Source organism: Georgenia sp. Z1491 (assembly GCF_057652395.1).
Genome location: NZ_CM172729.1, coordinates 355,884 through 376,134 on the forward strand (window position 1 = coordinate 355,884; position 20,251 = coordinate 376,134).

Annotated in this window: 16 protein-coding genes and 1 tRNA gene; 10 read left to right on the top strand and 7 right to left on the bottom strand. The window is 73.0% G+C overall.

Annotated elements, in window-relative coordinates; translation table 11 throughout:
- Positions 1-87 precede the first annotated feature (87 nt).
- From pknB to AC24HA_RS01695, 7 genes are read right to left on the bottom strand one after another with little or no spacing between them, the layout of a single operon-like run.
- Entirely contained in the window at positions 88-2,118 is a 2,031-nt protein-coding gene (gene pknB / locus AC24HA_RS01665; protein WP_425707222.1) for a Stk1 family PASTA domain-containing Ser/Thr kinase, read from the bottom strand.
- Positions 2,111-3,151, bottom strand: a complete 1,041-nt coding sequence (locus AC24HA_RS01670; RefSeq protein ID WP_425707221.1) for a serine/threonine-protein kinase — start codon at positions 3,149-3,151, stop codon at positions 2,111-2,113. Before AC24HA_RS01670 ends, pknB begins: the two co-directional genes overlap by 8 nt.
- Positions 3,148-4,602: a peptidoglycan D,D-transpeptidase FtsI family protein gene (locus AC24HA_RS01675; RefSeq protein WP_425707220.1), complete on the bottom strand. Its 1,455-nt coding sequence runs from the start codon at positions 4,600-4,602 to the stop codon at positions 3,148-3,150. Before AC24HA_RS01675 ends, AC24HA_RS01670 begins: the two co-directional genes overlap by 4 nt.
- Positions 4,599-6,437 (bottom strand): FtsW/RodA/SpoVE family cell cycle protein, encoded by a 1,839-nt coding sequence (locus AC24HA_RS01680; protein ID WP_425707219.1) that lies wholly within the window; start codon positions 6,435-6,437, stop codon positions 4,599-4,601. The genes AC24HA_RS01675 and AC24HA_RS01680 overlap by 4 nt, the downstream gene beginning before the upstream one ends.
- Positions 6,438-6,450: 13 nt before the next feature.
- The gene (locus AC24HA_RS01685) at positions 6,451-7,758 is read right to left on the bottom strand and encodes a PP2C family protein-serine/threonine phosphatase (RefSeq protein ID WP_425707218.1); all 1,308 of its coding nucleotides are present in this window, start codon (positions 7,756-7,758) and stop codon (positions 6,451-6,453) included.
- A 3-nt stretch (positions 7,759-7,761) separates the two neighbouring features.
- Positions 7,762-8,244, bottom strand: a complete 483-nt coding sequence (locus AC24HA_RS01690) for an FHA domain-containing protein FhaB/FipA (RefSeq protein WP_425707217.1) — start codon at positions 8,242-8,244, stop codon at positions 7,762-7,764.
- A gap of 4 nt (positions 8,245-8,248) precedes the next feature.
- A complete protein-coding gene (locus AC24HA_RS01695) occupies positions 8,249-8,947 on the bottom strand; it encodes an FHA domain-containing protein (protein ID WP_425707216.1) in 699 nt (232 codons plus the stop codon).
- Positions 8,948-9,209: 262 nt separating this feature from the next.
- Between AC24HA_RS01695 and AC24HA_RS01700 the strand changes: the two genes are divergently transcribed.
- The 10 genes from AC24HA_RS01700 (at position 9,210) to solA (ending at position 20,180) form a co-directional block, all read left to right on the top strand.
- A complete protein-coding gene (locus AC24HA_RS01700) occupies positions 9,210-10,091 on the top strand; it encodes a helix-turn-helix transcriptional regulator (protein WP_425707215.1) in 882 nt (293 codons plus the stop codon).
- A gap of 439 nt (positions 10,092-10,530) precedes the next feature.
- A complete protein-coding gene (locus AC24HA_RS01705; protein WP_425707214.1) occupies positions 10,531-11,502 on the top strand; it encodes an RAD23 family protein in 972 nt (323 codons plus the stop codon).
- Positions 11,499-12,524: a DUF5979 domain-containing protein gene (locus tag AC24HA_RS01710; protein ID WP_425707213.1), complete on the top strand. Its 1,026-nt coding sequence runs from the start codon at positions 11,499-11,501 to the stop codon at positions 12,522-12,524. Before AC24HA_RS01705 ends, AC24HA_RS01710 begins: the two co-directional genes overlap by 4 nt.
- A gap of 180 nt (positions 12,525-12,704) precedes the next feature.
- Positions 12,705-15,176, top strand: coding sequence for a phosphoketolase family protein (locus tag AC24HA_RS01715; RefSeq protein WP_425707212.1), 2,472 nt, complete (start codon positions 12,705-12,707; stop codon positions 15,174-15,176).
- 364 nt (positions 15,177-15,540) lie between these two features.
- Positions 15,541-15,624: transfer RNA gene (locus tag AC24HA_RS01720), tRNA-Leu, on the top strand.
- 121 nt (positions 15,625-15,745) lie between these two features.
- Positions 15,746-16,531, top strand: a complete 786-nt coding sequence (locus tag AC24HA_RS01725; RefSeq protein ID WP_425707211.1) for a class I SAM-dependent methyltransferase — start codon at positions 15,746-15,748, stop codon at positions 16,529-16,531.
- A gap of 165 nt (positions 16,532-16,696) precedes the next feature.
- Positions 16,697-17,650, top strand: a complete 954-nt coding sequence (locus AC24HA_RS01730) for a DUF429 domain-containing protein (protein WP_425707210.1) — start codon at positions 16,697-16,699, stop codon at positions 17,648-17,650.
- Positions 17,651-17,740: 90 nt separating this feature from the next.
- On the top strand, positions 17,741-18,334 hold the full coding sequence (locus AC24HA_RS01735; RefSeq protein ID WP_425707209.1) for a hypothetical protein: 594 nt from the start codon (positions 17,741-17,743) through the stop codon (positions 18,332-18,334).
- 50 nt (positions 18,335-18,384) lie between these two features.
- Entirely contained in the window at positions 18,385-18,858 is a 474-nt protein-coding gene (locus tag AC24HA_RS01740) for an ankyrin repeat domain-containing protein (RefSeq protein ID WP_487563568.1), read from the top strand.
- A gap of 104 nt (positions 18,859-18,962) precedes the next feature.
- On the top strand, positions 18,963-20,180 hold the full coding sequence (gene solA / locus AC24HA_RS01745) for an N-methyl-L-tryptophan oxidase (protein ID WP_425707208.1): 1,218 nt from the start codon (positions 18,963-18,965) through the stop codon (positions 20,178-20,180).
- The last annotated feature ends 71 nt before the right edge of the window (positions 20,181-20,251 follow it).

The following is a 20,251-nucleotide window of genomic DNA, read 5'->3' on the forward strand; positions in this document are numbered from 1 at the left end:
CGCGGGCGCGGCCCGCGGCCTCCGGGTATCGACCGCACACTCGGCGGCCCCCACCCGCGCGCTCTGCGCGAGCGGGGAGGCTGCGGGTCAGTCCCCGTCGGTGGGGGGCTCCGGCGGCGGCTCGGTGGTCGTGGGTTCCTCGGTCTCCTCGGGCCCGCGGGAGATCGTCACGTCGACCCGCGTGTCCTGGGGGATCAGCCCACTGTGCGACTGCGTGATGACGTCGCCCTCCGGCACGTCGTCCGAGAACTCCTCCGTGAAGTTCGAGCTCAGTTCGAGGGAGTCGAGGATCGACTCGGCCTCCTCGCGCGGCAGGCCGGTGAGGTCCTGCAGATCGACGTTGCCGGATGCGAGGAACAGCGTCACCTCGGTGTCGCGCGGCACCGAGGTGCCGGTCGCGGGGTCGGTCCGCAGGGCCTGGTCGGCGCCCGCCCCGGGCTCGTCGACCGTGTTGGTGTTGCCCACGCTGAGACCGGCGTCCTGGAGGATCTGCCGGGCCTCCTCCTGGCTGCGGCCGGCGACGTCGGGAACGAGGACGTCGCCGGGCCCGGCGGACAGGATGATCTCGACGGAGCTGCCGCGCGGGGCGGACTCACCCGGTGCGGGGGTCGAGCGGAGGAACAGGTCCTCCTCGATCGTGTCGTCGTTCTCGGGCTCACCGAACGTCGCCTCGAGCTCGACCTCCTCGAGCTCGTCGACGATCTCGGCCCGGTCCATTCCCTCGAGGTCCGGGACGGTCACCTCGGCGGGCCCGGAGGACAGGACGACGTCGACGGAGCTCCCCGTCTCCACGGACGTGCCGGGCTCCGGCGTCGAGCTGAGGAACAGGCCCTCCTCGACGTCGTCCGAGCTCTCGGGGTCGAGGAAGTTGGGGACGAGCTCGGCCTCGTCGAGCTCGGCCGTGATGGCCGCCTCGTCGAGCCCCTCGAGCTCGGGCACGTCGACCGTCGTCACTGCCGGGGTGGTCTCCTCGTCGCCGCGACCGTCGCCGGTGACGAGCAGGTAGGTGACGACGCCGCCGACGACGAGCAGGGCGGCGAGCAGGATCCACAGCCAGGCCCACGACCGCTTCGGCTCGTCCTCGACGGGCTGGGGTGTACGGCGGTAGGGCTCGGGGTCGCCGGCGCCGGGAGCGGCGGCCGGGACCGACGCCTTGGGGACGACCCGGGTGGCGGAGCCCGCGGCGGCGGCCGCCGCGGCGCCCGCTCCGGCAGCCGCCCACGCGGTGGTCGGCGGCGCGCTGACCTCGCTGCCGCGGGAGGCGGCGAGCAGGTCGCTGCGGAAGTGGGCGGCGTCGGCGTAGCGCTCGTCGCGGTTCTTGGCGAGCGACTGCATGACGACGCGGTCGAGGTTCTCGGGGATGTCGGAGGCGATCGAGGACGGCGTCGGCGGGGTCTCGCGGACGTGCTGGTAGGCCACCGCCACGGCGGAGTCGCCGGAGAACGGGGGACGGCCCGTGAGGAGCTCGAACAGCAGACAGCCCGTGGAGTAGAGGTCCGACCGGGTGTCGACGACCTCGCCGCGCGCCTGCTCGGGGGAGAGGTACTGGGCGGTGCCGACCACGGAGTGCGGCTGGGTCATCGTCGCAGAGTTGTCCGACAGCGCGCGGGCGATGCCGAAGTCCATCACCTTCACGTCACCGGTCGGCGTGATCATGATGTTGCCGGGCTTGATGTCGCGGTGGACGATGCCCTCGCGGTGGCTGTACTCGAGCGCGTTGAGCACGCCGACGACGATGTCGACGGCCTCGCTGATCGGCACCGGGTCGCCGTCGCCGAGCAGGTCGCGCACCGTGTGGCCCTCGACGTACTCCATGACGATGAACGGGATGCGACGCTCGCCGGGCGTGCCGGCCGCCTCGACGTGCTCGCCCGTGTCGTAGACGGAGACGATCGCCGGGTGATTGAGACCGGCTGAGGACTGGGCCTCCCGCCGGAACCTGGTGAGGAACGAGGGGTCGCGCGCGAGGTCGGCGCGCAGCATCTTGACCGCCACCGTGCGCGAGAGCCGGGTGTCCCGCCCGACGTGCACCTCGGCCATCCCGCCGCGTCCGATGAGGCCGCCGAGCTCGTACCGATCCGCCAGGACGAGGGGTTCGTCGGTCACGTCGTCACTCACGTCCGTCCTCCTTCGCGGTCTCCGCCCGGTCTCCCGCGGCGGGCGCGGTGCCGTCCACTCTACCGACGGGATCGCCGCCGGGCCGTCGTGGTCTGCGGATACTTTCCAGCGCGTCGCGCAACCGGTCCGCCGCGGCCGAGGCCGACGCCGGTCGGCCGGCCGGGTCCTTGGCCAGCAGGTCGCGCACGACGGCGGCCAGCTCGGGCGGTGCCCCGGACACCTCCGGCACGGGGTCGTTGACGTGGGCCAGCAGAACGTCGAGCGGCCGCGCCCCGCCGAACGGCCGTTCGCCGGTCAGCGCCTCGACGGCGATGACACCGACCGCGTACAGGTCGGCCGCCGGCCCCGCCGTGGCGCCGCGGGCCAGCTCGGGCGCCAGGTACTCGGGGGTCCCCATGACCATCCCGGCGGACGTCATCGTCTCCTGGCCCACGGCCCGGGAGATGCCGAAGTCGGTGATCTTCACGGTGCCGCGCGCGGAGACGAGCACGTTGGCGGGCTTGACGTCCCGGTGCACGACGCCGGCGGCGTGGGCGGCCTGCAGCCCGTCGAGGACCTGGACGAGGATCCGGATCAGCGTCGTCGGCGGGAGGGTGCCCTCTCGGGTGAGGAGGTCGGCGAGGTCGTCGCCGACGACGAGCTCGTGCGTGAGGTACGCGCCGCCGTCGTCGGCGCGGCCGTGGTCCAGCAGCGCGGCGATGTTGACGTGCCGCAGCCGCGCCGTGTTCTGGGACTCCTTGCGGAAGCGCTCGAGGAAGTGCGGCTGCGCGGCGAGGTCCGGGTGCAGGCACTTGATGGCGACCTGCCGTCCGAGCCGCTGGTCACGGGCCACCCACACCTCGCCCGAGCCGCCGGTGTTGAGGTGCACGGTCAGCTCGTACCGGCCGACGACGAGGTCGCCCGCAGCCAGGCGCCCGGCCGGCTCCTCCGGCGGGGTGCCGGGCGGCCGGGACGCCTGCGCGCCCGGCAGCGCGCCCGTGCGGGCGACGTCGTCGGGCCCGGGCGAGGGCGGGTGCCCGCGGGGGGTGGTCATGGCAGCGCCGCCTCCATCACGGACGCCGCGATCGGTGCGGCCAGCTGGGCCCCGCCGACGCCCCAGCCGACGTTCCCGCCGTTCTCGACGATGACGGCCACCGCGACCTGCGGGTCGTCCGCCGGCGCGAAGCCGGTGTACCAGGCGTGGGGCGGGGTGTTCGCGTCGATCTCGGCGGAGCCGGTCTTGCCGGCCACGCTCACCCCCGGGATCGCGCCCGGGGTGTCGTAGCCCTGCTCGACGACGTCGATCATCATCGACGTCATCTCCTCGGCCGTGCGGGAGGAGATCGGCTCGGAGAAGACCTCCGGGTCGTGGGTGCCGACCTCCTCGAGGTCCGCGGTGAGGGTGCGCTCGACCAGGTACGGGGTCATGAGGACGCCGTCGTTGGCGATCGCGGACGCCACCATCGCCATCTGGAGCGGGTGCGTGCGCACCGAGAACTGTCCGATCGCCGACTGGGCGAGCTCGGGCGGGGTCGCGTCCGCGGGGAAGCGCGACGGCGTGACCGGCAGCGGGACCTCGAGCGCGCGGCCGAAGCCGAACTCCTCGGCCTGCTCGTTGATCTCGTCGGTGCCGAGGTCGACCGCGCCGATCGCGAACGGGGTGTTGCAGCTCTCGATGAGCGCCTGGCGCAGGGTGGCGCTGCCCGAGCCGTCGCCGCACGCGCGCTCGCCGGGGTTGTGCATGAACGTCTGCGTCTGCGGCAGCTGGTACTCGGTGGGGGCCTCGACGACCGAGTCCGCCGTCAGGCCGTTCTCCACCATGGCGGCCGCGGTGACGAGCTTGAAGGTCGAGCCGGGTGCGTACTGGTCGCCCCCGATCGCGCGGTTGAGCAGCGGGCGGTCGGGGTCGTTCGACAGCTCGTCGTAGGCGCTGGTGGCCTCCTCGCGCACGTGGGACGCGAGGGGGTTCGGGTCGAAGGACGGCGAGGAGTACATGGCGAGGATCGCGCCGGTGCGTGGGTCGATCGCGACGACGGCGCCGCGCTGGTCCCCGAGCCCCTCGATCGCGGCTGCCTGGACCGCGGGATCGATCGTCAGGTCGAGGGCCCCGCCGCGCGGCTGGTTACCGGTGATCAGGGCCTGGAGCCGGGCGACGAGCAGGCCGGGGTCGTTGCCGTTGAGGACCTCGTTGCCCGACCGCTCCAGCCCCGTCATCGACGAGTGCACCACCGAGAAGTACCCGGTCAGGTGGGCGTACGCCGGCCCCTGCTGGTAGCGGCGCAGGTAGTTGTAGGCGTCGTCGACGGGTTCCGACGTGACGATGGGCGTGCCCTCGACGACGATCGGCCCGCGGTCCTGGCCGAACTCCCGGTAGAAGGTGCGCACGTTGCGGCCGTCCGCGTTGAGGTCGCCCGCCTGGGCGAACTGGACGGTGGTCGCCGAGACCATGAGCGCGAGGAACATCAGCGCGATCACCACGGTGAGGCGTCGGATCTGGGGGTTCATCGCCTGCCCTCCTGCTCGCCGCGGCCGGGTCGGTCGTCGTGCGCGTCGTGCGCGCCGTACCCGTCGTGCTCCTCGTCGGGGAGCAGGGTGGCACCGGGGTCCGCGTCCGTGGCCGCCGTGGCGTCCCGGGCGGCCGTGGCCGCCGTCGGGCGCTGCTCGCCGGGCACGGGCCGGTAGCCCGAGCGCGGGGCGTCGCCCAGGGTCTTTCCGTCCTCCTCGTCCCACGCGTCACCCGTGGCGGTCCAGCCGGACGGCGCGTCCGCGTCGCGGTGCCGGTCCGGGGCCGGCGACCGTCCGTGGGCCCCCGGGGCGGCGTCGGGCACCGGCGTGCCGCCCACGCTCGTCGGCGCGTCGTCGGTGGGGCGGCCGGCACCCGCCCCTGCGTGGTCCGCGGCACCGCCCCTCGAGGCGGTCGCACCCGAGGCGCCGACGACTGCGGGCGCGCGGGCCACGTCGGGGGAAGGTGCGGTGGTGCCGGTGCCGAGCGCCGCCACGGACGACGGGTCGACGACGGGCGCGGGCCGCCGTCCGGCGTCGGAGACGCGCAGCAGGAGCGCGACGATCACCCAGTTCGCCACGAGGGAGGACCCGCCGAGGGCGAGGAACGGGGTGGTCAGGCCGGTGAGCGGGATGAGCCGGGTCACGCCGCCGACGACGACGAACACCTGAAGCGCCATCGTGAACGCGAGACCGGCCGCGAGGAGCTTGCCGAACCCGTCGCGCACGGCGATCGACGCGCGCATGCCGCGCTGCACGACGACGAGGTAGACGAGCAGGATGGCGACGAGCCCGGTGAGGCCGAGCTCCTCGCCGAGCGAGGCCATGATGAAGTCGGACTCGGCGTAGGGCACGAGCTGCGGGTAGCCCAGTCCCCAGCCCGAGCCCATGAGCCCGCCCGACGCGAGACCGAAGAGGCCTTGGACGAGCTGGCCGGAGCCGCCCGGGTTCCGGGAGTACACCTCCGGGTCCAGGGCGTGGAGCCAGACGTCCACGCGCGCCCCGACGTGCGGGAAGAGCGAGGCGGCCAGCACCGCCCCGCCGATCGCGAGCAGCGCGCCGAGGATCACCCAGCTGATGCGCTCCGTCGCCAGGTACATGAGCGCCACGAACATCCCGAAGAACAGCACCGCGGTGCCGAGGTCGCGCTGCAGGACGAGGACGGCCATCCCGACGCCCCAGGCGATGAGGATCGGGCCGAGGTCCCGGGCCCTGGGCAGGTGCATGCCGAGGAACCTCGGGCCCGCGAACGCGAGGTTGTCCCGGTTCGCCACGAGGTAGCCGGCGAAGAACACGGCCAGCGCGATCTTGGCGACCTCGGCGGGCTGGAAGCTCAGGGGCCCCACGCCGATCCAGATGCGCGCGCCGTTGATCGTGCGGCCGAGACCGGGCACGAGCGGCAGGAGGAGCAGGACGATGCCGACGACCATCGAGGTGTAGGTCATGCCGCGCAGCCCGCGGTGGTCGCGGACGAGGAGCAGCACCGCGAGGGCCAGTGCGACGCCGATGGCGGTCCACATGAGCTGCCGGTCGACCGACGCCGTCCCGTCGGCGATGTCGATGCGGTGGATCATCGTCAGGCCGATGCCGTTGAGGAGGATGACCGACGGCAGGATCACGGGGTCGGCGTACGGTGCACGCCACCGGACGACGAGGTGGGCGACGAGCGCCATGCCCGCGAAGGCTCCACCCCGCTGGAGGAGGTCGGTCGGGAGCGCCTCGGTCGTGTTGAGGGCGACCTGGACGTAGCCGAACAGGACGATCGCGACGGCCAGCGCCAGCAGCCCGAGCTCCGGCCACCGGCCCGACCGGGCGGACTGCTGACGGACGACCGCCATCAGACGGCCCCCCTCACGCGGCCCCGCTCTGCGACTCGCTGGGCGACTCGCTCCCGGACTCGCTCGGGGACTCGCTGGGCGACTCCTCGGGTACGACGGAACCACGCAGGTTCTCGACGACGTCGCGAGCCCCGGACAGCGAGCCGCGCGTGATGGGCGAGTCGAGACGCTGCTGGGCCAGCGGAGTGAGCTCGTCGATGCGCAGGTCGGTGCGCTCGTGGAGGTCGGAGAGGCCCAGCGGGCCGACGTGCTGGGGGATGCCGCGGTAGATCGCCACGTGGTCGCCCGAGGGCGCGACGTAGTACTGCTGCTGCGTCCAGGTCCAGCCCGCGAACGCGCCGGCGGCGAGCAGGACGAGACCGGCGACGACGCCGAGCAGGACCCGTGGCAGGCGGCGCCTGCGGGTCGTGTCCTGCTCGCCGGACTCCGCGCCCAGGAGTGCGGCCGCACGCTCGGCGGAGGACGCGCGCGCCGCGGCCCCGGTGGCGCCGCCGGCGGAGGCGTCCGACCGGCCTGCCCCGTCCGGGCGCTGCGTGGGGCGCTCGGCGGCGGAACCGACGATCTGGGGGTCGGCGGTCGGGAGCCCGGGGGAGTCGCCGGAGGAGAGGAAGTCGGCGACGACGCACGTGACGTTGTCGGGCGCGCCCGCGCGCAGGGAGAGGTCGACGAGTGCCTGGGCGGCCGCGCCCGGGTCGTCGGTGTCCCGCAGGGTCTCGGCGATCGTGTCCTTGGAGACCACGCCGAACAGCCCGTCGGAGCACAGCAGCCAGCGGTCGCCGACCTTGGCCTCCCGCATGGACTCGTCGAGGTCGACCTCGCCGTCCGTGTCCCCCAGGGCGCGGAGGATCATGTTGCGCTGCGGATGGCGCTCGGCCTCCTCCAGCGTGAGACGGCCCGTGGAGACCAGGTACTGGACGAACGTGTGGTCCGTCGTGATCTGGGTGAGCTCGCCGCCGCGCAGGAGGTACGCCCGGGAGTCCCCGATGTGCACCATCGCGAGCTTGCTGCCCGTGCGGAGCATGGCGATGCACGTGGTGCCCAGTCCCGCGAGGTCGGGATCCGCAGTCGAGCGGGCCACGAGGTCGGCGTGGGCGTCGGCGACGGCGCCGCGCAGTAGGCCGAGCAGCTCGTCGGCGCCGTGCTCGTCGTCGAGCGGGGCGAGGTGCGCGACGGCGACCGAGCTGGCGATGTCGCCGCCCGCGGGCCCGCCCATGCCGTCCGCGAGGACGAGCAGGTGCTCGCCGGCGTACCCGGAGTCCTGGTTGCTCGACCGCAGCAGGCCGACGTCGGACCGGGCGGCGAATCGCGTGACGATGGGCATCCGCTACCGCCTCAGCTCGATGACGGTCTGGCCGATGCGGACGGGGAGGCCGGCGGGGACCTGGATGGCGGTGCCGATCCGTTGGCCGGCGACGGTCGTCCCGTTGGTCGAGCCGAGGTCCTCGAGGAACCACTTGCCGTCGCGCGGGAAGAAGCGGGCGTGCCGGGAGGAGGCGTAGTCGTCCTCGAGCACGAGCGTGCACGACTCGGCGCGTCCCACGAGGATCGCGGAGCGCGTGAGCGGCACCGAGGTGCCGGTCAGCGGGCCCTCCGTCACGACGAGCCGGGTCGGGGCGTCACGACCGGGGGCCGGTCGGGCGGGGGCGCCCGTGGACCGACCGCCGCGCGCGGGTCGGCCGCGCGTGGGACGGGGCGAGACGCGGGTGCCGAAGATGTCGTTGCGCAGGACGAGGACGGCGAGCAGGACGAACAGCCACAGACCGGCCAGGTAGCCCACGCGCAGGAGCGTGACGACGAGCTCGTTCACGCGATCAGGCCTCGTCCTCGCCGGTCCAGAACATGATCCGCGAGCGGCCCATCGTGATCGTGTTGCCGTCCACGAGGGTGGCCGCGGTGATGCGGTGCCCCTCGACGAACGTGCCGTTGGTCGTCCCCAGGTCGGTGGCGATGACGGCCTGCGGCGACACGGTGATCTCGAGGTGCCGGCGGGACACGCCGGAGTCGTCGAGGACGATGTCGGACTCCGAGCCGCGGCCGAGCACGGTCGTCGGGCCGGTGAGGAGGTAGCGGCGTCCGTCGATGTCGAGGATCGGGTGCGCGGCGGAGGCGGTCGCGGCGGCCGCGGGCGCCACGGCGCCGCGCCGCGTGGCGGAGCGGACCTGGATGCGCCCGGTGCTCAACGAGTCGTTGACGACGAAGTCGATGTCCACGGGTCCGACGAAGCTGTAGGACTGCGAGGTGGCGTGCGCGGTCGCGGCCGCCGTCATCTCTCCGGCCAGCGCGTCGTGCCCCCACTCCTGGACGCGAGCGAGGTCGTTCGGGGCGAGCTCGACGTGGAACTCGTTCGGGGCGACCGTGCGGTCGCGGGTCAGCGTGGCCGCGCGCTCGTCCATCTCCCGCCGCACCGCGGAGGCGATCTCGACGGGCTTGACCTCCGAGCGGAAGGCCTTGGAGAAGACCGTGGACACCACGTTCTCCACACCCTTCTCGAAGCGGTCGAGGATGCCCATCCGTGCGGTGCTCCTTGCTGTCGGCCGGTCCGCCCGGTCCCGACCGGACGGTGTGCGCTCGCTGTACCTGACGCAGATGGTAACGACCCGTGGCTCGGGAGCGGGACGCCGCCCCGTCCCACGACTCGGCGTGACGTGGCGAGACGCGATGCGGGTCGCGATGCGGGACGGTGTCATGCGCCGGGACGGTTGCGGCTAGGGTATTGCGGTGCCGCCTCGAGTCCCGACACCGTAGATCGAGCCCGCGGGCGTTGTGGCGGCCTTGTCCTGGTCCCACGCGGCGGTCGCTCTGACCGGTCCGCGGGGGAGCGGCAAGTCCTCCGCGCTGGCGGCCTGGGCGCAGGGGCGCGGCGACGTCCACTGGGTCGAGGACGGGGTGATCCCCGATGTCACGGAAGGCTTTCTCGCCGTCGACGACCTCCAGGATCTCGGGCCCGAGGCACGGTCGCGGATCTCGGCGACGCTCCGGCGCCATCACGGCCTCTCGGTCCGCGGCGCCGTGCGGTCGGTGCCCCGGCGGGCGCTGGACTGGGACGTCGAGCTCGCCCCCGACCTCTACCTCGGCCTCGCCGGCACCGAGCGGATGCTCAACGCCTTCGGCTCCGCCGCCGACCCCGCCGTGGGGCTGGGGACGACGATCGTGCTCGGCACGGCCGCAGCACGGGTGATGCTGGCCAGGGGCGACGCCGGGCCGGCAGGTCGGCTCCCGGGGTCCCTCGCCCCGGACGACCCGGTGGACCGCATGACGACGGGCGCACTCACGGCGGTGGCCCTGCGCGCGGGGGGCCATGTCGATGAGGCGCGCACGGTGGCCGAGCGCGCCGCGGTGGTGAGCCGCGTGCACGGGCTCCGCTCGCCGTTCATGCTGCTGCCGACCCGCTCCCTCGACGAGTTCGGCGACGCGGCCGACGGCGTCCGGCCGATCCTCCCGCCGGCGAGCGACCAGCCGGACCTCACCGTGCGGGAGCTCGTCGTGCTGCGCGAGCTCTCGCGGACATCGAGCCTGGCGTGCATCGCGGAGACGCTCAGCGTGTCCCTGAACACGGTGAAGTCGCAGCGCAGCTCGCTCTGCCGGAAGCTGGGCGTCTCCTCGCGCGAGGAGACCCTGGCACGGGCGCTGGTGGCCGGCCTGCTGGCGGGCTGATCCTGCCGGCGGGCTGAGCCCGGACCCGGTCCCGCCGAGGAAGCAGGTCGGAACACCCCGTTGGGTGAGGTCGAGACACTCCCCGGGGGGGTGACACGGGGGACGTTCCGGCTCACCCCGCACCGAAGCCGATGCAGATCGAAACGATGAGCAACTGGTGTCCCCGTGCCGTCGTCCCCAGCTGCACGCCCCCGCCCCCCTGAGAAGCGTTCGCCCCCCATTCCGTCGAGCTCGTCCCCCCCGGCAGCCCGACGTCGCCCCGCCGCGCCGGCACGTCCGCGCGCGGGGACACGGCATGCGCTTCCTGCCTGCTAGGAGCGTGCATGTCCGCTGCGCGCCGCCTGCCTGCCGCCCACGTCACAGAAGCACCGGGCACGGTGCACGCCGGAGGAGGCGGGCCCGGTTCGGGGCGTTCCTCGGCCTGCCCACGTCGGTGCTCATGCTCGTCCCGTCGGCGGTCAGCTCGGCCCCGGAGGGCGGAGACGACGCGCCCGCGCCCACGGCGACGGTCCAGTACCTCACCGTCAGCACGTTGGTGAGCACGTCCGAGCTCACCCCCGGCGAGCCCTTCAGCGACACGATCGTCATGGGCTGCGACAAGGCAGCCTGCGTCGACGCGCAGCTGGTCGACCAACTGCCCGCGGAGCTCGCCGGCCTCCCGATCACCGATGCGGCCATCTCGCCCGGCGAGGCGTCGATCCCGCGGGCGGTCACGTGGCGCGAGGGCGGCAGCGACCTGCCGTGCGGCGCGGTCGGCATGGTCGAGGGCCAGAACTTCACCATCGTCCTCAGCCTCCAGGTGCCGGTGGACCTGGCGCCGGGCACGGACATCACCGCGCTCGCGACCGGCGTGAGCGAGGCCGACGTCGCCGGCCTGCGGCTGACCTGCACCGGCGAGATCGAGCCCGGCGCGAGCGCGGGCATCACCCTCGACGTCGAGCAGCGCGCCACCGAGCGGGACACCTCTGCCGGACCCGTCGTCGAGCTCACCCTCGCGGACACGCAGACCAGCGCCGCCTTCACGATCGGGACCACCGACGAGGCAGCCGGCTCCGCGACGAGCAGCATCACGGTGAACAACACGATGACCACGACCGTCACGGCCGCCAACGGCCGTACGGCCGAGGCCGGTGCCGGCGACACCCTCGTCGTCATCGCCCCGGGCATCGAGGTCACGCTCCCAAGGACGTCCGACCCGGCGGGGCCGTCGAGCCGGGCGACCGGGTCGTCTCCCGCCTTCAGGCGTGCGCCACCTGCACACCGAACCTCACCGCGGCCCCCGGCCTCGGCGCGGCAGCCGACGGAAGCTACTTCCGCAGCCCCTGCGTCGCGAACTCCGTCATCGACGGCGAGGACGACTGGGTCCTGCGGGCGGTCAACGCCGGCACCAGGCGCATCGACGAGCTCGTGATCGTCGAGCAGCTGCCCTCCCCGGAGGAGGCCATGCTGGTCTCGGGCACGCCGCGAGGCACGCAGTACCGCCCGCAGCTCGTCGAGGCCCCGGTCGTCCACGCACCCGAGGGCGCGACGACGACGATCGAGGTCACCATCGACGCCGGCGCCTGCGTCGGCACCTGGGACAAGCGCTCCCCGTCCGTGGCCGGCGCGCACCTGCCGACCGGCTCGATCCAGATCGACAAGGAGATCTCCGGCCCGGCCGCGGCCTACGCACCGGAAGAGATCCTCGCCGACGTCGAGTGCACGATCTCCGGCGTCGACGTGCACATGGGTGACTTCGGCACCGTGTCGCTCTCCGAGGACGGCGGGTGGATCGTCCGCGTCGACGGCTTCCCGCTGGGTTCCGCCGGCACGGTCAGCGAGCAGGGCGAGACCGGCGAGTTCGGTGAGACGTCGCGCACCGGCAGCCCGACCGACCTCCAGGTCGAGTCGGTGGTCGGCGCCGACGACCAACGGGTCGTCCTCGGCCCGGACAACGACTACGTCGCGACGGTGGGTGACCTGCCGCAGGGCGCCGCGTGCGTCGTGGCGGAGACGCTCAACGGCGGGGCCGACGCGTCGTCGATCTCGCCGGAGGACGGCACCGTCGTCATCGGTGAGGGCGACGAGGTCGCGGAGGTCGTCATCACGAACACCTTCGAGGCCACCTCGCTCGTGGTCACCAAGGCCGTCGAGGGCCCGGCGCCACAGGGCTCGACCTTCGAGGTCGACCTGCAGTGCGTCCGGGTGGTCGACGGTGCGGAGCAGGAGGTGACGATCCCGGGCGGCTCCACGCGCGAGCTCACCCTGGACAACCTGTCCGCCGTCTACGACGACCTCCCGCTCGGCGCGACCTGCGTGGTCACCGAGACCGGCACCGGCGGCGCGGACGACACGTCCGTGGCGGTCACCGGCGCCGACGGCGCACCCCTGGCGCTCATCGCGGCCCTGCTCATCGGCATCGGCGCCACCGCCGTGCTGGTGCACGGCAGGTAGGTGTCGCAGGACGGCTGGCGGGAGGCAGCCCTGACCCGGTGGGCACGGGAAGGCGCCGACCGGGGCGGCGGGGGCCGACCACCTCAGGGTGGTCGGCCCCCGTTCGTCGTCGTCGGGCAACACCGGGACCGGGACCTTCGGGGGTGGCGGAACCGCGCCCGGAGCACCAGGCTGGGTGACATGGAGCTCCACGCCGCAACGGCCGGGACAGACTCGAACGAGACCGAGAGCTACCGCCTCGACGACGCGACGGTCGAGGCCGTCGACGCGTGGTGGCGGGCAGCGAACTACCTGGCCGTCGGCCAGATCTACCTCATGGGCAACGCCCTGCTGCGCCGGCCGCTGCAGGACGCGGACATCAAGCCGCGGCTGCTCGGCCACTGGGGCACCTCGCCGGGCCAGAACTTCCTCTACGCCCACCTCAACCACCAGATCATCGAGCGCGACCTCGATGCGATCTACCTCAGCGGCCCGGGGCACGGCGGCCCGTCGCTGGTGGCGGCCGCCTGGCTCGAGGGCACGTACTCCGAGGTCTACTCGCACGTCGGACCCGACGAGCGCGGCGTCAACGAGTTGTTCCGTCAGTTCTCCTTCCCCGGCGGCGTCCCCAGCCATGTCGCGCCCGAGACACCCGGGTCGATCCACGAGGGCGGAGAGCTCGGGTACGTCCTGTCCCACGCCTACGGGGCTGCGTTCGACAACCCGGGCACGATCGCCGTCGCGGTCGTCGGCGACGGCGAGGCCGAGACCGGCCCGCTCGCCACCGCCTGGCACAGCAACAAGTTCCTCGACCCCACGGTCGACGGCACGGTCCTGCCGATCCTCCACCTCAACGGCTACAAGATCGCCAACCCCACCCTCTTCGACCGCATCCCGCGCGAGGAGCTCGAGGCGCTGATGATCGGCTACGGTCACCGCCCGCACTTCTTCGAGGGCGGGTTCGACGACGAGGACCCCGCCGAGACGCACCGCCGTTTCGCCGCGCTGCTGGCCCGGGTGCTCGACGAGATCGCGAACATCCGCTCGGCCGCGGCCGCCGGGACGCTCGAGGGTCGCCCGCGCTGGCCGATGATCGTCTTCCGCACCCCGAAGGGGTGGACCGGGCCGAAGGAGATCGACGGACTGCCCGTCGAGGGGACCTGGCGCAGCCACCAGGTGCCGATGAACCACGTGCGCGGCAACGCCGAGTACACGCGGCTCCTCGAGGACTGGATGCGCAGCTACCGGCCCGCGGACCTGTTCGACGAGGACGGGCGGGTCACCTCCGCCGTGGCCCGCAACAACCCCGCCGGCGAGCGGCGCATGAGCGCCAACCCGCACGCGAACGGCGGCAGCCTGACGCGGGACCTCGACCTGCCCGACTACCGCGAGCACGCCGTCGACGTGCCCTCGCCCGGCGGGACCATGGGCGAGGCCACGCGCACGCTGGGGAGCTGGCTCGCCGGCGTCGTCGACCGCAACCGCACGAACTTCCGGGTCTTCGGGCCGGACGAGACGGCGTCGAACCGGCTCTCGGCCACCGTCGACGTCGCCGGGAAGGCCTGGCAGGGCGAGATCGTGGACACCGACGTCGACCTCTCCCGCCGCGGGCGCGTGATGGAGGTGCTCTCCGAGCACCAGGTGCAGGGCTGGCTCGAGGGCTACCTGCTCACCGGTCGCCACGGCATGCTCAACAGCTACGAGGCGTTCGTCCACATCGTCGACTCGATGTTCAACCAGCACGCCAAGTGGCTCGACGCGAGCCTGGAGATCCCCTGGCGCGTGCCGATCCCGTCGCTCAACTACCTGCTGTCGAGCCACGTGTGGCGCCAGGACCACAACGGGTTCTCCCACCAGGACCCGGGGTTCCTCGACGTCGTCATGAACAAGACCGCCGACGTCACGCGGATCTACCTGCCGCCGGACGCCAACACGCTGCTGTCGACCTTCAACCACGTGCTGCGCAGCAAGGGGTACGTCAACGTCGTCGTCGCCGGCAAGCAGCCGAACCCGCAGTGGCTGACGATGGACGAGGCCGAGCTGCACTGCGCCCGCGGCATCGGCATCTGGGACTGGGCCGGCACCGAGGTGACCGGCGAGAAGCCCGACGTCGTCATCGGGTGCGCGGGCGACATCCCCACGATGGAGGCCATCGCGGCCGCCGGCCTGCTCGCGCGGGCGCTGCCGAACCTGAGGATCCGCGTGGTCAACGTCGTCGACCTCATGCGGCTGCAGGACGAGCGGGAGCACCCGCACGGCTTGAGCCACAAGGACTTCGATGCGCTGTTCACCACCGACCGGCCGGTGATCTTCGCGTTCCACGGATACCCGGCGCTCGTCCATCGCCTGACCTACCGCCGCACCAACCACGGCAACATCCACGTGCGCGGGTTCAAGGAGGAGGGCAGCACGACGACGCCCTTCGACATGCTCATGCTCAACGACCTGGACCGGTACCGCCTCGCGGCCGACGTCATCGACCGCGTCCCCGGCCTCGCCGAGCGCGCCGCCGGGCTGCGTCAGGAGCTCCTCGACACCAGGACCCGTGCCCGCATGCACGCCCGCCGGCACGGCGAGGACCTCCCGGAGGTCGCGGAGTGGACGTTCACGGACAGCCGCGGCGAGGAGGTGCGGCTCGGGTCGACCGACGACACGGGCGGCGACAACGACTGACCCTTCCCGGCGGGTGGGCGCAGTTCTGCCGGGCGCAGCGGCCCCCACCTGGCGAGTGAGCGGGATTCGGCCCGGCCGGTGAGCTCGGTTCTGCTGGGCGTCCCTCCTGCGGCGTCTCGCGGTGAGCCAGCGGGGTACACATCGAGTCAGTGCCCCGCGTCGACTGACTCGGCACGTACCCAGTTGCCTCGGTGACTCGGCACGCCTCGCACCGGCTCGGTGGGCGCCGGTGTGCCGGTCACTGCTGCGCGTCGACCGGCGCCGCCGGTGTGCGGGATCACCACCGGGGTGCCCGGATCCGCGGGCGTCACGCGGATCGCAGGTGATAGCCTGCTCTACGCTGTTTGCCGCAGTACAACGGCTCGCGCGAGTGGCGGAATTGGCAGACGCGCACGGTTCAGGTCCGTGTGCCCGAAAGGGCGTGGGGGTTCAAGTCCCCCTTCGCGCACAGTGTGATGTCCCAGGACATCGTGAACGGCTGAACCCCTGGTCTCGGGGGTTCAGCCGTTTTTCGTTGACGGTCTCTTGACGACGACGGTGCGCGCGCAGCCCTGTGTGACGATCGGTGCATGGCCGTGGAGCAGTCGAGAAAGCTGGACGGCAGCGCCGGGGATGCTGATTACGGTGTCATCGGGAAGTCGTACAGTGACTATCGCCGTCCCGACCCGCGGATCGCGCAGGCCGTGTGGGATGCGCTCGGCGGTGCACGGACGGTGCTCAACGTCGGCGCAGGGGCCGGGAACTATGAGCCCGTCGACCGGGACGTGACGGCGATCGAACCGTCAGCGAGCATGCGCGCCCAGCGAGCGGACCAGCTCAGCACTGCGATCGACGCGGTAGCCGAGTCGTTGCCGTTTCCAGACGATGCTTTCGACGCGGCGATGACGACGTTCTCGGTCCATCAGTGGGGCGATCTCGCCGCGGGACTCGCGGAGATCCGCCGCGTCACCCGCGGCCTTGTCGTCATCCTGACCTGCGACCCTGACCTGCTCGACCGCTTCTGGCTCGCCGAGTACGCGCCGGACGTCATCTCGACGGAACGTCGTCGCTACCCTGCGATGTCCGAGCTCGCCGAGGGGCTCGGCGGCGCGGTCGCCGTCGACCTGGTGCCGATTCCGCTCGATTGCACGGACGGGTTCAACGAGGCGTACTACGGGCGTCCCGAGGAGCTGCTCGGTGCCGGGGCGCGCGCGGCATGCTCGGCCTGGAGCTTCGTCGATCCTGCGCAGGCCGAGAAGTACGTGGCAGCCCTGGGTGCGGCGATCGATTCGGGCGCGTGGGACACCAAGTACGGCGCACTGCGGCGGCAACCGACGTTCGACGGCTCGCTGGTCATCGTCCGCGCCACGCCATAGGCACCCGCTCGGAGGCATGCGGCGCCCCCGCGCGGGTGCGTGAGTCGACGAGGGCAGGAGTTCAGGCCCTCCTGCGCGCCCATTGTCACCCGTTGTCACGGGGCCTCCGGACCTTCTAGGTTCGGAGGCCCCGTCACACCTGCATGAGAGGCGTAGTGGACCACCATGGCGTACGTCGGGATCGACCTCGCGTGGAACGATCGAGCGAGGACCGGCCTGGCGGTGCTCGATGCCGACGGCGCGTTGACGGCATCCGGGTCGGTCGGTTCCGATGCCGAGATCGACGACTGGCTCGCCCGGCACGTTGCTCACGGGCGGGAAATCATCGCCGTCGACGCACCTCTGGTCGTGACGAACGAGACCGGCCAGCGCGACTGCGAGCGTCTCGTGACCTCGGTCTACGGCCGGTACGACGCCGGCTGCCACTCGAGCAACCGCTCGATGAGCTACATGAACCCGCCCCGCGCTGAACGTCTGGCGCAGCGCCACGGCTGGGAGGTGGATCCGGGGTCGACGGCGCGGCCGCTCTGCCTCGAGGTCTACCCGCACGCGGCGATGGTGGGGCTCTTCGAGCTCGGTCGGACGCTGAAGTACAAGAAGGGTTCCATCGAGACCCGACGACCAGCCCTTGCCGAGGTCGTTGACCGTATTGAAGGGCTCGACAACCTCAAGCTCCGCGAGAGCCGGCGTTGGCAGGAGATCGTCGAGATCGTGACAGCAGCCTCTCGGCCGGCCGACATCAACAGGGTCGAGGACGAGGTCGACGCGATCCTGTGCGCACACCTGGCGTGGCTGTGGGACATCGATGCGGCTGCGCTCCATGTCTACGGCAGTGCCGCCGCCGGCTACATCGTCGCGCCGCCACCTCCGACGCACGCACCAGCTCCCCGACCTCGAACGACGCGGCCGCCGGCGACTCACGCAGCCGCGGTGATGCCGGGCGGGAACAAGGAACCGATAAGCGAGGAGTCGATCGGCTTCACGGTGGACGGGACCCCCGTCTCCTTCGCGACCTCGGGAGAAGCCGCGTGGCGGGCGGCGGTCGGACAAGCAGCCCGGCCGGCGCGTGACGGTCGCTCGCCGATCCTTGGTCGCACCGATCTCCTGCCACCGGCCTGACCCGCCCGGCCGGCCGCGGTCCGACCCGAGACGCAGGCCCGATCGCACTCCGCGACGCGGCTTGACCCCGGCCGGCGCTATCGTCCTGCCATGTCATGGAACTGCGCGATCGCCGTCGTCGAGGGTGCCGCACCGGCCGAGCTCGCCGGCGCCGGACTGCGACCTGTCGACGGCACCGTCCTCGCGGACTTCGTCCTCACGGCGGACACCTCGGCAGTCGGCTATCCGGGTGCGGTCTTCGCCGCCGCGGTTCCGAGCGGGACGGTGCTCCTCGGCGACATGCTCGACGTTCTCGGGCTTGCCCCCGTCCTGGCCCCGGTCCTTGGCCGCACCGTTCGACTCGCCGTCTTCGGCGGCACCTCGGACAGCTACCTCTGGCAGGTCACGGCGCCCGGCGGACCTCTCCGCGAGCTGCGCTCGCAGGAAGGACAGATCGAGCTCGACGACGGCGAGCCGGACACGGCGGAAGCGGCTGCAGGGATCGGGCCGCTGACCGAGGACTCGCTGATGGAGCTGCTCCAGCGCACGACGGGCGTGGCGCTCGACGACGCGCTGATATCGACCGAGACCACCCCGTACGTCCGCGACGGCGACGTATCGGGACCGGGTGACCCGGTGTCCGGGCAGGCCGTACCGGCTCCGCGCAGGCGCTCGTTGATGGACCGGCTCCGCCGCCGACGCTGAACGCAGGTTCTCGTCGGCGGGCGGGCCGGCGCCGCGGCTACGCTCGGTCGATGGCCACGGACGACCCGCGCGACGCCGACGAACCGACCTCGCAGCACCGACCCGTTCAGCACGAGCAGCCGGCTCAGCAGGACGAGCACGACGACCCCGACGAGCAGGACCGCGCGGCGCAGCTGGCCCACGAGTTGTTCGACATGGCGCGCCGCGGCGAGGCCGAGCGGCTCGCCGCGTACGTCGACGCCGGGGCCCCGGTCGACCTCGCCGATCCGGCAGGCAACACCATGCTCATGCTCGCCGCGTATCACGGGCACGCAGACGCCGTCCGGGCGCTCGCCGATCGTGGCGCCGGCGTCGACCGGCTCAACGACCGGGGCCAGTCCCCGCTGGCAGGCGCGGTCTTCAAGGGCGAGGAGGACGTTGTCGCCGCCCTTCTCGAGCACGGCGCCGATCCGGACCACGGCACTCCCACGGCGCGCGCCACCGCCGAGATGTTCGGACGAACGGACCTGCTCCCGCCCGCCTGACACCCCGCGTCTGCCCCCGTCCGACGCCTGCCGGCCCGTCTCCCATCGTGGTCGACGCGCCGTTCGCCGACAACGCGCGTCCCGCACGGTGCCAGACTCAGCCGGTGTCCACAGTCCCCACGAGCTCCGTTGCCACGACCTCCTCCGCCCCCACGACAAGCGCCGACGTCGCCGTCGTGGGCCTCGGTGCCTGGGGCTCCCAGGCGCTGTGGCGGCTCGCCGCCCGCGGCATCGACGTGGTCGGTGTCGAGCAGCACGCCGTCGGCCACGCGCTCGGCTCGACCCACGGCACCACGCGCCTCTTCCGCGAGCTCTGCCTCGAGCACCCCGGCCTCACGCCGATCGCCGGCCGCGCCCGCGAGCTGTGGCGCGACCTCGAGGCCGCCACCGGCACCGAGCTGCTCACGCTCACCGGCGGCGTGATGGCGGGACCGTCGGCCGGCCGCGTCGTCTCCGGGGTCCTCGACGCCGCCCGGGCCGCCGGCACGGCGGTGGAGACGATCGGCGCCCCCGACGCCCGCGACCGGTTCCCCGTCCTGCACGCCCTGCCCGAGGACCACGTGGCCGTCCTCGACCCGGCCGCCGGCCTCGCACGGCCCGAGGCCGGGGTCCGTGCCTCCGTCGACGCCGCACGCACCGCCGGAGCAAGGGTCGTCCGCGCTCGGGTGGAGGCCATCGACGAGGCGAGAGCCGGCGTCGTCGTGCGCCTCGGCGGCGGAGGCACCCTCACCGTCCGCCAGGTGGTCGTCGCGGCCGGCGCCTGGACCGACCGGCTCGTCGACCTGCCGCTGCGGCCGCGCCGCGTCCCCATGTTCTGGTTCACCGGGCGCGACCCCGCGGCGCTCGCACCGGGCGGGATCCTCGACGTCGGGAGGTTCCCGGTGATCATCCGCGAGCTCGACGACGGGCGCTGCGTCTGGGGGCACGGCGCCCAGCTCCCCGGCACCGACGGCGGGTTCGCCGTCAAGCTCGGCCTCGACGACGACGGCACCGACGCACTCGGTTTCTCCGACGCCGATCCCGACCGGCTCGACCGGTCGATCGACCTGGGCCGCGACGCCGCTGCGCTCGCCGACGCGGTCGCGCACGCCTACCCGGACGTCGACCCGAGCCCGGTGTCCGGCGTCGCCTGCATGTACACGCGCTCGGCGGACCAGCAGTTCCACGTGGGCCGCCTGCCCGGCCGGGAGCGGCTGGTCGTCGCCGCGGGGGACTCCGGGCACGGCCACAAGCACGCGCCGGCGATCGGCGAGCTCCTCGCCCAGGAGGTGGCGGGGGCGAGCCCCTTCGCGGACACGACCTTCATGCGAGCGGACCGGTAGGCCGGGCCCGCTGCGCGGGCGGGGCCCTCGCTACCGGGCCCGCCGCGGGGGTGCGGACTTCGCTCCGGACC